The organism is Saccharopolyspora spinosa NRRL 18395 (assembly GCF_000194155.1).
Taxonomy (GTDB): Bacteria; Actinomycetota; Actinomycetes; order Mycobacteriales; family Pseudonocardiaceae; genus Saccharopolyspora; species Saccharopolyspora spinosa.
On sequence record NZ_GL877887.1, the window covers coordinates 1,788 to 15,249 of the forward strand.

The 13,462-nt window shown below is 65.9% G+C and carries 13 protein-coding genes and 3 pseudogenes; 11 read left to right on the plus strand and 5 right to left on the minus strand.

Features of this window, described 5'->3' with window-relative positions; translation table 11 throughout:
- The 3 genes and pseudogenes from SSPN_RS61310 to SSPN_RS53415 form a co-directional block, all read left to right on the plus strand.
- Positions 1 to 399: pseudogene (locus SSPN_RS61310) on the plus strand (hypothetical protein); the annotation flags it as partial.
- A gap of 102 nt (positions 400 to 501) precedes the next feature.
- A complete protein-coding gene (locus SSPN_RS48390) occupies positions 502 to 816 on the plus strand; it encodes a phage terminase small subunit P27 family (RefSeq protein WP_010316579.1) in 315 nt (104 codons plus the stop codon).
- Positions 776 to 1,504 carry a hypothetical protein gene (locus tag SSPN_RS53415; protein WP_237710994.1) on the plus strand — a complete coding sequence of 243 codons (729 nt, stop codon included), beginning with the start codon at positions 776 to 778 and terminating at the stop codon, positions 1,502 to 1,504. The genes SSPN_RS48390 and SSPN_RS53415 overlap by 41 nt, the downstream gene beginning before the upstream one ends.
- Positions 1,505 to 1,633: 129 nt before the next feature.
- Here SSPN_RS53415 and SSPN_RS0141415 read toward each other — a convergent pair whose 3' ends face one another.
- Entirely contained in the window at positions 1,634 to 2,698 is a 1,065-nt protein-coding gene (locus SSPN_RS0141415; protein WP_010316582.1) for an integrase core domain-containing protein, read from the minus strand.
- A 391-nt stretch (positions 2,699 to 3,089) separates the two neighbouring features.
- On the opposite strand from SSPN_RS0141415, the gene SSPN_RS0141420 reads away from it, so the two are divergent.
- The 5 genes and pseudogenes from SSPN_RS0141420 to SSPN_RS48400 all read left to right on the plus strand — a co-directional run bounded on the left by SSPN_RS0141420 (position 3,090) and on the right by SSPN_RS48400 (position 6,505).
- Positions 3,090 to 3,248: a hypothetical protein gene (locus tag SSPN_RS0141420; protein ID WP_237710995.1), complete on the plus strand. Its 159-nt coding sequence runs from the start codon at positions 3,090 to 3,092 to the stop codon at positions 3,246 to 3,248.
- Between the two features lie 91 nt (positions 3,249 to 3,339).
- A complete protein-coding gene (gene kdpF, locus SSPN_RS56235) occupies positions 3,340 to 3,429 on the plus strand; it encodes a K(+)-transporting ATPase subunit F (RefSeq protein ID WP_044577540.1) in 90 nt (29 codons plus the stop codon).
- Positions 3,430 to 3,751: pseudogene (locus SSPN_RS61315) on the plus strand (P-type ATPase actuator domain-containing protein); the annotation flags it as partial. It lies immediately after the preceding gene.
- A gap of 1,517 nt (positions 3,752 to 5,268) precedes the next feature.
- A complete protein-coding gene (locus SSPN_RS57430) occupies positions 5,269 to 5,409 on the plus strand; it encodes a hypothetical protein (RefSeq protein WP_010316587.1) in 141 nt (46 codons plus the stop codon).
- Between the two features lie 172 nt (positions 5,410 to 5,581).
- Complete coding sequence (locus tag SSPN_RS48400) at positions 5,582 to 6,505, plus strand: alpha/beta fold hydrolase (RefSeq protein WP_010316589.1); 924 nt, start codon at positions 5,582 to 5,584, stop codon at positions 6,503 to 6,505.
- Positions 6,506 to 7,470: 965 nt separating this feature from the next.
- On the opposite strand, the gene SSPN_RS0141470 is transcribed toward SSPN_RS48400, so the two are convergent.
- Positions 7,471 to 7,950, minus strand: coding sequence for a hypothetical protein (locus SSPN_RS0141470; protein ID WP_010316600.1), 480 nt, complete (start codon positions 7,948 to 7,950; stop codon positions 7,471 to 7,473).
- Positions 7,951 to 9,436: 1,486 nt separating this feature from the next.
- A pseudogene (locus SSPN_RS53435) lies at positions 9,437 to 9,589 on the minus strand (helicase-associated domain-containing protein); the annotation flags it as partial.
- Between the two features lie 287 nt (positions 9,590 to 9,876).
- Between SSPN_RS53435 and SSPN_RS63215 the strand changes: the two are divergent.
- Positions 9,877 to 10,437 carry a THUMP domain-containing protein gene (locus tag SSPN_RS63215; protein ID WP_394378910.1) on the plus strand — a complete coding sequence of 187 codons (561 nt, stop codon included), beginning with the start codon at positions 9,877 to 9,879 and terminating at the stop codon, positions 10,435 to 10,437.
- 72 nt (positions 10,438 to 10,509) lie between these two features.
- Here the strand turns inward: SSPN_RS63215 and SSPN_RS0141495 are convergent, their stop codons facing one another.
- Together SSPN_RS0141495 and SSPN_RS0141500 are read right to left on the minus strand one after the other, a co-directional pair.
- Complete coding sequence (locus SSPN_RS0141495) at positions 10,510 to 11,172, minus strand: response regulator (protein WP_010316606.1); 663 nt, start codon at positions 11,170 to 11,172, stop codon at positions 10,510 to 10,512.
- Positions 11,169 to 12,287: a sensor histidine kinase gene (locus SSPN_RS0141500; protein WP_029536256.1), complete on the minus strand. Its 1,119-nt coding sequence runs from the start codon at positions 12,285 to 12,287 to the stop codon at positions 11,169 to 11,171. Before SSPN_RS0141500 ends, SSPN_RS0141495 begins: the two co-directional genes overlap by 4 nt.
- Positions 12,288 to 12,502: 215 nt before the next feature.
- Here SSPN_RS0141500 and SSPN_RS0141505 point away from each other — a divergent pair, with 215 nt between their 5' ends.
- Both SSPN_RS0141505 and SSPN_RS61320 read left to right on the plus strand, forming a co-directional pair.
- The gene (locus SSPN_RS0141505; protein WP_044577546.1) at positions 12,503 to 12,952 is read left to right on the plus strand and encodes a DUF6223 family protein; all 450 of its coding nucleotides are present in this window, start codon (positions 12,503 to 12,505) and stop codon (positions 12,950 to 12,952) included.
- A 304-nt stretch (positions 12,953 to 13,256) separates the two neighbouring features.
- On the plus strand, positions 13,257 to 13,462 hold a 206-nt coding region (locus tag SSPN_RS61320), incomplete at its 3' end, for a hypothetical protein (RefSeq protein ID WP_237710996.1).

Sequence of the window (13,462 nt, forward strand, 5' to 3'; positions counted from 1 at the left end):
GGGCTGTGGCGGCTGTTGTCCCGCAGACACTTCCGCTGGGTGGGTATGTGCCTGACAGGATGGCAGCTCGCGGCCTGGTCGTTCCTGATGTCCTCAGCACACGGTGCGGGCCTGATGTTGTTGCCTGTGTTGGTCGAGCGTCCGGCTCCGGTCACCCACCAGCATCATCACATGCCAGCGACCACGGTTGGGTCAGGTGGGCTGGCCGACGCCGTACTGCACGCCTCGGTGGCGACGGTGGTGCACACCGTTGCCATGGTCGTGGCGGCCGGCGTGGTTGCCGTGGTCGTCTTCGAGTTCCTCGGCCTGCGAATCCTGCGAATCGCCTGGATCAACCTCGACCGTGTGTGGGCGATCGCGCTGCTGGGGGCTGGCGTGGCTGTCTTGTTCACCAGTTGAGCGGCTGGGATACTGGCAGAAGACAGGATCAACGATGCCGAGCCAATCCCGCCCGAGGGCGAGATCACCCCGCCGGAGGAGCTGTCCGACGATGCCCGCGCAGTGTGGGACCGGTTGGCCCCGAGCCTGATCGCGGTCGGTGTGCTGACCCCGTGGGACACCGATGCCTTCGTGATCGTCTGCGAGTCGCTGGCGCGGTACAAGCAGGCGACCAAGCTGGTCAACGGTTCCGCGTTGCTGGTGCAGGGGCCGAACGGGTTCGTGAAGAACCCGGCCCTGACGGTGCAGCGCGAGGCGGAGACGACGTTCGCGCAGTACGGGGCTCGGTTCGGGCTCACCCCGTCCGATCGCACGCAGCTCAAGGTGGACGCGCCGGGTGCCGTCAAGGGGCCGAGCGCCGAACGGCTCCTCTCGTAAACGGCGGGAGCCCGAGTGCGGCTTCACCCTTGACGGGAAGACGTGCCGCAAACGCGGTGACCACTTCTGCGCCCGAGGGCCGCGCACGCCGTGGCCTTCTGCGCCGAGTTGTGCGTCCACACCAAGGACAAATGGGCTCGCCGGCCATTCGTACTCGCGACCTGGCAGCGCCGCGACATCATCGAGCCGCTGTTCGGGCGAAGTCACCTGGGACCCCGAGTGGGAGTCCTACGTCCGCCGGTACCAGATCGGCTGGCTCGAGCTGGCGTGCAAGAACGGCAAGAGCGAGCTGCTGGCCGCCGACTGCCGCGACTTCAAGGTCATGGCCGCTGGATACGACGAGTGGTCCGGCGAGCCGGTGCGCCAGGAGATCGTGAAGAAGACGCGGCTGGACCTCGCGCCGATCCCGCAGACCTACCGCGGGCTCACGTTCGGCATGACCGAGCTGATGGCGCTCACCAAGTCACGCGGCTGGACCCACCACGCCAACCCCGTAGCCGAGTGGTGCTTCGACGCGGTGGAAGTCCGCCATCCGCCCGGCGACGCCGACCAGCTCCGGCCCGACAAGCCCGACCGCGCCGCCGTCGGCAAGCGCATCGACGCCGTACCGACGGCAGCGATGGCGATCACACGCTGGCGCGAGCTAGCGCAGAAGCATGCCCGTTCAGGGCGCATGATCGTCAGATAGCGAGGAACTTGAAGCTTAAGCGACATCGTGGGATTTGATCTATAGGCCCAACCTATCCGCCTCGATTCTCTTCGTCGTTGGGATGCCTGTCGGGTCCCAAAACTTGGACAGTGGGTCTGATCTGCGGTTTCATGCTGCGCGTTCGTATTCGTTGGTGAGGCCTCCGAGGATTGATCGGCGTGTGATTCGTTCGTGGTTGAGGTTGGGGACGGGGTGGTCCGCCTGCGGAGGCCGGAGTTGATGACCTCGGTGCGGTCGCCGACCGTTGTACTGCCGGATGTACTGGGCCAGCACGGTTCGCAAGTGTCGTTCACTGAAGATCAGCATGCGATCGGTGAGTTCGGTTCTAGCGGTGAGTACGAACCTCTCGGCGAAGCAGTTCGCTCGGGGGCAGCCGGGTGGAATCTTCACGACCCGTATGCCGGCGTCAGCCAGGACCGTGTCGAACGACGCCGTGAACTGACCGGCCCTATCGCGGATGAGAAACCTGAACTCAGCTGCCCGGTCGCCGAGGTCCATCAGAAGATTGCGGGCTTGCTGTGTGGTCCACGGTCCGTCCGGGTTCGTGGTCGTGCCGAGGATGTGCACGGAGCGGTTGTGCACTTCCAACGCGAACAGCACGTAGATCCGCTTCAGTGTGACGGCGCAGTCCACATGGAAGAAATCGACTGCCAGCATGGCCGAGGCCTGGGTGCGCAGAAACTGCCGCCAGGTCGTGTCGGTGCTCCGGCGCGGCGCCGGCGGTATCTGCCGTCGCCTGAGGATCCTGCGGATCGTCGAAGCGCCAACGCGGTGGCCGAGTTTGAGGAGTTCGCCCTGGATTCGTTGATATCCCCAGGTCTCGTTCTCCGTGGCCATCCTCTCGATCAGCGCGGAGAGCGCCGCGTTGATGGGTGGACGTCCGGATCGGTGCGGGTAGGTCCACTTTTTGGCGACCAAGCGGCGGTGCCAGCGCATGACTGTGCCTGGCGTGATAAGCCGGTGTCCGCGTAGGGGCGCGGGCAGCAGCCGTATGAGCGCTGAAAAGACTGCCCGGTCCGCCCAGTCCAGGCGCGGTTTGGGGGTCGTTCTGCGCAGCACGGCGACCTCGTGAAAGACCAGCAACTCCGCATCCTTGGCCGCCGACGAACGGCCGAGTAATACCAGCCAGCCCACAAGCCGGATGAAGATCAGGTAGAGCATGCGCAACGACACGGCGCACAATCATTCCTGGATCGCCGCGGTGTGTCGATCAGTACAGGTCACGGCCGCGGCCGACTTTTGGAACCCGACAGGTTAGCCGACCTAAAGACATCGGCGGGACCCTAACTCGCAGAATCGCGCATGGCCAGCCTCCTCCGAGCACGAGCCATGCGCACCATCGTCAGGTTTTTGGCGCTTTCCGTAGTAATCGCGTCAAGACCCCTGGTCGCGGGTTCCTGGCGAGCTTGACTGGGGTGGTAACCGCCTGCGGACGAAGGCAGGGGGCGTGGCGATGCGTGGTTTCCGGAATTGTGGCCCGGCGCGTCGGTCCGTGGCAGGGCCCGCGACGGCGTCGTCGGCGGTGGGTTACTTCGTCGTAGCGGTCGGGACGGTGCCTGCCAGCGTGGCTGCTTGGTGGTCGGGCGAGCCGGTGGCCGGGTTGGTCGTGCTCAGCCTCGTCGTCGGCGGGTATGCCGCCGCGATCCGCAATGCCCCGGGTGCACTGGTCACCTCGGTGTTGGGCTGGTTGTTCCTGAACGGCTTCGCGTCGGGCGAGCGATGAAGGGGGACGTCATGGCCGATCTGGCATTCGTGGCGTTGACCATCGTGGTCTTCGTCGTGCTGGCGCTCGTGATTCGGGCGGTCGAGCGGCTGTGACCGTGGAGAACGTCATCGGCCTGGTGTTGGCCGCGGTGTTGTTGGTGTTCCTGGTGATGGCGCTGTTGTTCCCGGAGCGGTTCTAGATGACTGCGGTAGCCGCCGGGGTCCTGTTCGTGGTGGCCTTGGCACTCGCGTTGGCAGTGGTCCACCGACCGCTGGGTGACTACATGTACCGGGTGTACACCAGCGGGCGGCACCTGCGGGTCGAGCGAGCGTTCTACCGGTGGGAGGTCGTGCCCGCCTCGGAACTGCAACGGGGCGACCGCGTGATCGTCGAGGCGGGCGAGATCATCCCCGGCGACGGGGACGTGCTCGACGGCATCGCGAGCGTGGACGAGTCGGTGATCACGGGCCGTGGACCGGATGATCGCCTTGGTGGAAGCGGCCAACCGGCAAAAGACCCCTCGGCCAGAGTGGTCCGATCGATGCCCGGTGCACCGCCGTTGCGCTGCACCGTGACCCACGCGCGCCACAAGACGTCCCTGCGGACGACCTTGTCCCGCAACGCGTGAAACCGTCGCCCGGGATCGGCCTTGGCCGCCCGGTAGAGCACTGCTGCAAGGCACGAACCGGATCCACAGGAACAGATCCCAACGCGGCGGAACTAGCCGAAACGGCACTCACCGGGCTCCTCCAAGACAGACACTGCGCATCGACGAAGCAGCGGCCCTTCCCTCACCGGCGGTTCTGTTGTCCGCTCGGCTCAAGCAGTACTACGACCGCCTCCGACTCCCTTCCGACTGACGACTCATTTCCCGAGGTCATCGGTTATAAAGCGCCACACTCCGGCAACACCATCCGCAGGTTGCCGGGGGAGGGCCTCACCAGTTCCCGCCGCCACTGTTTGCACGTTCCGAGCCCCATACGCCGGGGAGTCCTTCGACGCCTGCACTTCCAGGTCTTCAGCGTCTTCCATGTCCTTCACCCTGTTTTCGGGGGCTCGGCACTCCCTGCACCCCACCCACACGGGCGGGACCTCTAACGACGCCGCAGGCTTCGCGTGATGCTACGGACCGCACAGTCGCTCCCCCTACCAGGGCATTTGACACTGGGCTTCGACTCCGCAGGTTTCTCCACCAAGCCGCCAGTCTGCTACCGGGCCTCCTGACAGCTACCCGGACCGGACTCACCGGCAAGCGACGACGAGCTGACAACCAGACATCACCTACACAAGGTCACCTCCAGTTTGCTGGTCGCGCGAAAGATCGAGGCTAGGGAAACAAAGTCACCGTGTTCACGTGCACAGCGCTTCGGGTACCCGGCCATTGCTCGCCTACGCACCCGACCTATGCGCGGAAAGCAGGCGGCCCCGCAGGAGCCGCCAAGGTGATCACCTCGCAGCTCCAGCTGGCACCGAACCCGTTTCGCCACGTACGGGTTTGCCTGCTTGTCGTTCCGGGTCAGTGATCAAAGCAAGTCGTTGCGTCAGGATCGTATTGCGCACTTGTTCGAGGTGGAACTGTTCGTAGACGAGGAGCCGGGCTACGGTGTCGGCAAGTCCGAGTAGGCGACGGTGGAGCACGGCGGCATGCGCTGGATCGGACGTCAGTTCTACTTCTTCGGACCACTGAGCACGGAGTGATCTGATCGCGGAAAGCGTTGCTGTATAAGGATGGTCATGCATCGCCGTACGCCTTCCCCTGACACCGCAATCAGTTGCAGGTCAGGAATAACACGCTGTTGAGGGACCCGCAAAAGGGGCATCCCTGCACCCGATCGCATACCCGCCGGTCGCACCGCCCGAACAAATCTTGGCGCCTAGCAGGTGCTCGCCGACCATGCGGTGTCAGCCCGAAGGCGTTAACGTCATTTGCGGCGAGACGCATTCCTAGCGTGCTCCGGCTCCGAAAAGCTCCCCTCCAGGAGAGGGGCCGTCTCCCGCCCTCAGTGACGGGCGCGGACGCTATGGAGACGCCCTGTGCGTGGGCATCCATGCTGACCCGCACGCCATGCCCGATCTCGCGGATTTCGCCGACTCGCTGCCGCGGGAAACCGGACGAGCTTGCCAGGCGCACCCGAGCACCGGAGTGGAAGTGAGCACACTCCTCGGCCACGGCCAGTAACAACACGCTCTGAACGCGTGCGAGGCGTGACACCAACGGTCGCAGGGAACTTTCGGTCTGACCTGGACGTTAGTTTCTGATGAATCGCTCTGGGGGGTGAAGTGCAGTGTGGTGGTTCAGGGACTTCTCTAAAACCAAATCGGATAATGCAGCGTTCGCCCCAGCCGTTCAGATGCCACAGACGTCGGAAACCCTCGCCGTGATGGCATCCGATGAGGTGCAGCTGCACGTGGAAATCGTCGACTGCGGTGCCAGCGACGTGACCGTCATCTTCTGCCACGGCTACATGCTCGACTCACAAAGCTGGCACTTCCAGCGCGAAGCCCTGGCCGGAGATGCCCGGCTGGTGCTGTGGGACCAGCGAGGACACGGCCGGTCCGGCTGGGCAACACCCGCCAACGCCACCATCGACCAGGTCGGCCAGGACCTTTTCGCGATCCTGCAAGCGACCGCGCCACGAAGTCCGGTAGTGCTTGTCGGCCACTCGATGGGCGGCATGGCCATCCTCGGACTCGCCGAGTCCCATCCGGAGCTGTTCGGCGACCGCGTCGTGGGTGCGGCTCTCATCGCCACCTCAGCCGGTGGCCTGTCCGGCGTCACCCTGGGCCTGCCCGAACCGGTCGCCCGCCTGCTCCACCAAGCCGTCCGCACCAGCCTGTCCCTACTGCGTCGGCAATCGCACGTGGTCGACACCGTTCGCCGCATCACCAGCCGCACCTCGTTCCGGCTCACCCAGCGCTACCTGTTCGGCTCGCAGGTCCTAGAGCCTGTTGCCGAGCTGACCGCGCGTGCGATGAGCTCGACCCCGATCGCGGTGATCGCCGAGTTCTTCCCCGAACTCGACACCTTCGACAAGCGCACCGCCGTGTCGGCACTCGGCAAGGTTCCCACCACGATCCTTGTCGGAGACCGCGACACCATCACTCCGATAAGCCACAGCGAAGCACTCGCACGGGAAATTCTGGGAGCCGAACTGGTCGCCATTACCGGCGCTACCCACCTACTGATCCTGGAGTCACCACAAGGTGTCAACGAGCAACTGCAACGGCTCATCGCACGCGTCGCCCAGCACCGGACGCCGACCTCGCCAAGCTAGCAAGCCCGATCGAGGTTGACAGGCGAGTCCGCGGTCGCCGCGAAAGCGCTACGAGGTTGACCTTTTCCGCTCGGTGGCGCGTTCGAGGTCGACCGGGTGCTCGCGATATTACCAGATCAGCCAGTTGATCAAGGCCAGGCGAGCGACGTTCACCGACGATTCGTCAACGGCGTGTACGTCGACACAGCCAACGAGCTCGAACGCGAGGCTTCGACGGCATCGACAAAGCCGTCAGCGGCACTGTCACCGAACACACCGCAGACACGCAGGCGAGCAGGCTACTACGAGCGCACCCGCAACGAAGTCAGGTTCGAAGTCGAAACCTACCGCAGGATTCCGCTGATTCAACCCACGGGAGAAGGACGGCAGCGCCGAGCCGATCATCGGCTCGAGCGACACCGGATGGACCTCGCTCTATGAGGCGCGGTTCGGGCTCGACGGCGGGCACGGAGTGACCACCACCGGCGGCGAGCTCGTGCGCACCTGGCTGCCCGACTTCACTACCGCCGGCGCCGCCAAAACTGGCGAGGAGAAATGGGATCGGTCGCGGTCGTGGTGAAGCGCACCCGTTCGGCGGGTCCCATGAGCATCAACGTCGCCCCGTCGATGACCACCGACGGCCTGAGCGCGTGACGCTGGTCGGCGCCGAGAACTCGGTGCCGGTGGAGGTCACCGGGCAGCCCGCCGACGTCGTCGACCACACCCCGCCGCCCCCGACGACCACTACCCGCAAGTAGGAGGCAGCCTCGCCGGACGCGATCAGATGCCCAGGTGTCTGCAGAAGGTCGCGGCGAGATGATCTGCCAGCGTCGGCGTCCGCGGCCGATTGTCGCCGAGCGGATCTGCGGTGAATCGGCCTTCAGATGCACTCCGGAGGTCCGGCATCTGTCGCTTTGGTTGTGTCCTACACATCCTCGACTCTAAGCCCCAATCACGGCATTGCGGCCAAGGCTTCCGCCGGGCGGTCATGTCGTTTTAGCCGGACTTTTGGCGAGCAGTTCGTCGATGCGATGTAGCACGGTCGCGCGGGCGCGGTTCCGCTTTTCGTAGCCTGCGATCATCTGCAGCTCTCGCCGGGACAGACCCTGCAGTCTCTGAACGATTTCTCCCGCCGTGAGGCCGTCGTAGTCGGCGATCGGGAGTTGGTTTGCGTCGACGACCCTTCCGGTTATGGCTCCCTCGGCGCGTGCGACGCCAGGGATGCGACGGGCTTGTTCGCCAATCTGACCGGCCCGATGCTGGACTTCCTGCCTCGCGCCGCCCATGACGGCTTGCCCGCGCTCGGTGAGATCTTCATACGCTTCGCCGGCACGGTTCATCCACTGCGTGCGCTGCTGCCAGGCACGCCCCATCTGATCGGGAACCGTGCGCATCGTGTCCATCATCCACGCCGCGGCACCCACTGTGGCGTACATCGACCGCTGCGTCTCTTTGACCAGACCCATGACGACTATCTCTCCCCGCTACTCGCCTGCCCGAAACAGATTTGGCACCCCGAGGGTCCCAACCCGCAGGATCTGGATCACTCTCTCAAAACCGGCGGTTGACCGCAGCCCGACACCAGCCCGCCATGTGCTGTCACGCCCGAGAGGCGTACCGGGACCGGGTCGGTGCCTATCCGGACGAGGTGGTCTCAGCGGGGACGGTGTAGCAGGATCCGGGACGCGCCAGCCGGCCTCGCGCGGTGACCAGAGCGCAGCGGGCGTCTCCATCGCCCCTGGTGCAGGTGGCCGTGTGCGGCATGGATCGCTTCAGCAGCGTCCCCCGCAACCGCGGGCTGATCGAGGTTTCCTAACAAAGGATCTTGATGTGTCGGTAGCAGATGATGCAGGAGGTCTCGTCTTTGCGGAGATGTGCGGCAGACCCTCCGCCGTGCTACGAGCAGGGCCGGGTGTCGTCGACGCCGTCGGGCCCATCCCCCCGACCGGCTTTCCGCGGTAAAGCGATCCCGGCGCCGCCGATCGGCTGCGTTCAAGAAAAAACCAGTTCCGTGCCAGAGCGGCGTGCCCCGTAAAGGTGCTTCGGTGGGGCCGTTTTCCACCGGTGTTCACCAGTTGCTAATGCGAGTGGTGGTGATGCTGGTGTTCATGTCCGCGGAACTCCCGTTGATGTTTGGGGTGCCCGGTTACGTGCTCGTGGCAGATCCGATTCTGCGGAGGGCCCCAACAGCGGAGGTTATGCTTCTCTTGCGGGGCGATCTGGGCTACCGCGGTCGGTGCCTGGCTCGTGGCCTGCGCCTCGGCCGTGGCGAGCGCGGAAGTCCCCAGCAGGAGTGGTAGTGCCAGCGCGACTCCGAGCGAGCTGCGCAGAACGCGATTCATCACAGCTCCTCCTTCAGTTGACGTCGACGAGGTCCACGAGGTGCATCGCGAAAATCACCGAAGAAGTGGTGGAAAGGTGCATTTCAAGAATAGGAACCGGGAGAGCGTGCGAGAACCCCGACGGTCATGATTTTCGGCCCGAAAAGCGGAAGCCGTAGTCTGCCGGCACAAGAAGTGGAGGGTCGTGACCGAAAGCCTGGACGACAACAGCAATGCTCCACGGACTCCCGCCCGGCCTGCGCCGGGGCCACAAGTTCGCCCCCACACCCCCGGCGGCCGACCGCCAGCACCATCACGGCCCCGGACGGCTCGGCCGTCGACGTCTCCCTGACCCCATCGAGAGCGGAACCTGGGAGGTCATCGAGAGCGGCCCCGACCCCGTTGTGGCCTTCGAAGCCCCGCACCAACTCTGGCAGGACCTCGGACAGCCAGGCCGACCGCATCTCGGCCTCACCGCAATGCGCCATACGCAATCGGTCGGATCGACGATCCCGATGGTGCACACCGTTGGCCAATACACAAGCAACCTGAAAACGACAAACACATCCCGCACCCGCCGGTGAAGGGTGCGCGGGTCGCATTTGTGTCAGGCCGTGTGTCGCCCGTTGCTGCCGTGCGCCGGGTCGTTGGCCAGCTGGAGGCGGCCGAAGCGGCCCATCGTTTCGACGATGTCCACCAGCAGCGGCTGCGGCACGGGGTAGCGCGAGTAGCGCACCAGCCCGTCCACCACCTGCTCCGCGTCGTGTCCGGCGGCGCGTGCGTCTCCGCCTTGCCGATCGCGGCATGGGACAGGTACCGCTGGTAGCGGCTGTGCACCCGATCCGACTTGCGGGTGCAGTCCGGGCACGGCGCGTCTTGTGCAGTGATGCCGGCGTGGATTCGCAGGGTCGGCCCGTGACGGGTGACCTGCTCGATGCTCAGGTCGACCAGATGCGGAAGCAGAACCTTCAGATCAAGATCAGTACACCGGGGGCATGATCGACTATCTGCCACATCGGGGCTCACCACCAACTTCGTGCCAGAGCTAAAAAAGGCTCTGTCCCAGTGTCCGTGAAACCGCAATCGCGCCGTCGTGATTCGCGGCGAGACAAGGACTTCTCGCCCGGGTCCGCGGCGGTCGAGGGGCACATCGAGGAGCGGTTCCAGGATGCGGTGGGCTGGGCGGTGGATCTCTCGCACCCGGACCTGGTGGTCTCGATCATGATCGACCGAAGCGAGACCTACCTACCGCACGACAGGATTCAGGGACAGCGCAACTTGCCGGTCGGTTCCAGCGGACGGGCACTTGATCACGAAGGTCATCGGCTCGGGTGTGTCCTTTGCGTGGGGCGGCGCGCCCGAAGGGCCGAACGAGGACTTGGTAGTAGAGCAGGATTGTTTGTTGTACCTATTATCTCAGTGATTATTGTATTCAATCCTTGCGGGGCGGCCAGCGGTAGGCCGGTCGCGCGTTTCGACCAGAACCGCAGTGGCGTCGTCGCGAGCTTGGTTCTGCGGCACCCGGGAGCCGAGGGGGCGTCGTCCCCGGCGGCCCGGACTTGCTCGACCAATCATCGGGCCCGGCTTCCTGCATCGCCAGCAGAACATCGGTGGCCGTTTTCATCGGGGTGAGTTCGAGCGAGCCTCCCGGAACAGGGAGGGCGGCTACTGGATCGCGTCCAACCCACCAGGTGAGCGCGGGTGTCAGGAGTTGCGAGAGGTTACCAGGCCTGATTCGTAGGCGAGGACTACGAGTTGGGCGCGGTCGCGGGCGTGGAGCTTGATCATGGCTCGGTTGATGTGGGTTTTCGCGGTCAGCGGGCTGATCACCATGCGGTCGGCGATCTGGTCGTTGGACAGGCCCTGCGCGACCAGGGCGACGGCCTCGCGTTCGCGGTTGGTCAGTTCTTCCAGCCCGGTGCCGGTGACAGTGGTGAGCGGCTGGGTGACGTATCGGTTGATCAGCCGACGGGTGATCGACGGTGCGAGCAGGGCGTCGCCGCGCGCGGCGACGCGCACGGCGTGGAGGAAGTCTTCCGGCTGGATGTCCTTGACGAGGAATCCGGCCGCGCCGGCGCGCAGCGCGTTGAAGACGTATTCGTCCAAGCCGTAGTTGGTCAGGATGACGACGTGCACCCCGGCCAGGGCCGGGTCCGCGGCGATGCGCCGGGTCGCCTCGATGCCGTCGACGACCGGCATCTGGATGTCGATGAGCGCGATGTCAGGCAGATGCTCCCTGGCCAGCGCCAGGCCCTCGCTGCCGTCGGCGGCCTCGGCCACCACCTCGATGTCGTCCTCGATGTCGAGGAGCGCGCGGAATCCGCTGCGGATGAGCGGCTGGTCGTCGACCAGCAGGACGCGGATCATGACGTTCGATCCACGGGAAGTTCGGCTTGCACGGAGAAGCCGCCCTCGTCGCGCGGCGCCGCTCGCAGGTGACCTCCCAAGGCGGTGACTCGTTCGCGCATGCCGAGCAGCCCGACGCCGGGCACCGGTGCGGTGTCCGACGTGGCCCTGCCGTCGTCGTCGACCCGTATGACCAGGGCATCGGGGCGGTAGTCGATCCGGACCGACGCGGTAGCGGCGGCGGCGTGACGGGCGATGTTGGTCAGCGACTCCTGCACGATCCGGTAAGCGGTCCGGTCCACCGCGGACGGCACGTCGTTTCGTGATCCCTCGATCGTCAGCTTTGCGTCGAGGCCGGTCGTGCGGGCCCGTTGCACCAGTTCCGGGACGTGGTCGAGCCCATGTGGTGGGTTCTGGTCGTCGTCGCGCAGCGCCTCCAGGGTCGCTCGCAGTTCCCGGGCCGCCTCACGACCGGCCTCCCGGATCGCCAGCAGGGCCTCCGGCACCTGTTCACCCCGCTTCCGGGCCACGTGGACGGCGACTTCGGCCTGCACCTTGATGACGGAGATCTGGTGGGTGAGCGAATCGTGCAGTTCCCGCGCGATGTGCAGCCGCTCCTCGTCGGCGCGGCGCCGCGCGGTCTCCTCCCGGGTGCGCTCGGCCTCATCTGCCCGGCGCTCGGCCTGCCGCAGCGCTTCACCCGCCGCACCGGCGGCGATCAGCCATGCCAGTTGCAGGACGTCCCGGGACTGCGTGAAGGCCTCGCCCACGGGCCAGTCGTGGGGAGAGGTCAAAATCGCGAGCGGAAGAGCAGCCAGCATGATCACCGAACCCGCCACCGCGACGATGCGTTGTCCCGCCCGCACCGCGGAGTACACCGCGAACAGGTACGCGATGACCGGAACCTCGAAACCGACGGCTTGGTAACCCAACGCGCACAACGCGGTCACGGCCAGCACGGTGAACGGCGCCCAGCGGCGCGCGGCCAGCGACAGACCGCCGGTTACCAACAACGCGTAACCCAGCGGGTCGAGATCCGTAGGGGGATGTTGTCCGGACAGCCCGGCGACCAGCAGGGCCGCCGCCACGCCGACGGCGATCACCCCGTCCCTGACGCCGATCCTTGCGCCGCTCATGCGTGCACCCTAGCCAGATGTTCGCGCGGGCGACTCCCGCGCACAGATGATCAGCCGCCTACCGCACCCGCGGTAGCTTCACGGCTCCTGCGGCATCCGCAGCAGTCGGCTACGGCACCGGCGGCAGCACGAAATTGCCTGCGTCCGCACAACGACCGGCGGTGGGTCCAGCGGACATGATCAGTGACGTCCAGTCGTGGGAGAAGGAGCAACTCATGTCCGTCCGTCGCATGCTTGCCACCGCCGCAGCCGCACTGCTCGGAGGTTTCGCGCTTGCCACACCGGCAGCCGCGCACGCCTTGGCCCAGCCATCCGCCCCCTTTGTTTACGGCTGGACCCCCGACCGGGTCTGGGCCACTTCGGCGGCGTTACTGGCGGGGGTGGGAGTGGTCATCGGCGGGCTGGCTCGGGCTCGATCCGCCGGCCGTATCGGCAACGGCACCGGGAAAGGGGGAGCCATCGTGGCCCTGGTGGCGGGGCTGATCGCCGTGGTCAACGGCGGGCTGGTGGTGGTCACCGCCGACGGCGGTCCCGGCACCGGCAATGGAATCGTCGGGGGCTACCTGGCCCTGGTGCTGGGGCTGGTCGCCATCGTCCTCGGCGGGTTGGCTCGGGCCAGCTCCCGCCCTACCGCTGACCGGTCAAATCCAGGTGTTCAGGCCTGATCGCGGTACCGGTGAACAATTGGCATGTATCGCACCGGGTGCGATTGAGGCCGCAGCGGGGATGTGACGCTGCCGGAGGTTGCCGTGGCTGACGTTCCGCGAGTGGGTGGACAACCAGGACGTCGTGGTTCGGATCCGCGACCACGAGCACCAGATCGCGCGCGCCAGCCCGTTGCGGCGCCGGAGGGCGACGGGCATTACGAGGTAGGAGTTTGCGCCATCACGAACACACCGGAGGGATCGCGGTGCACTCCGCCCGACCGTCGATCAGCTTGACATCAGCGGGACCGTGGACTCCGCGGTCATGGCACACACGGTCGGAAACGTGACGTTCGTCCAGCGACCCGTCCACCCCTTCCCGGACCCGCTGGCCGAGCCGCTCCAACGGCTCGCGAGAGAGGTCCGCTACCGGTCGCAATGCGAAGAGCGGCAGCGAAAAGTGCATGAACCGCTACCGCTTCCCGTGCGGTGGCGAGTGGCAGCGGTGACCGAGAAATACGCCCCGGCGTT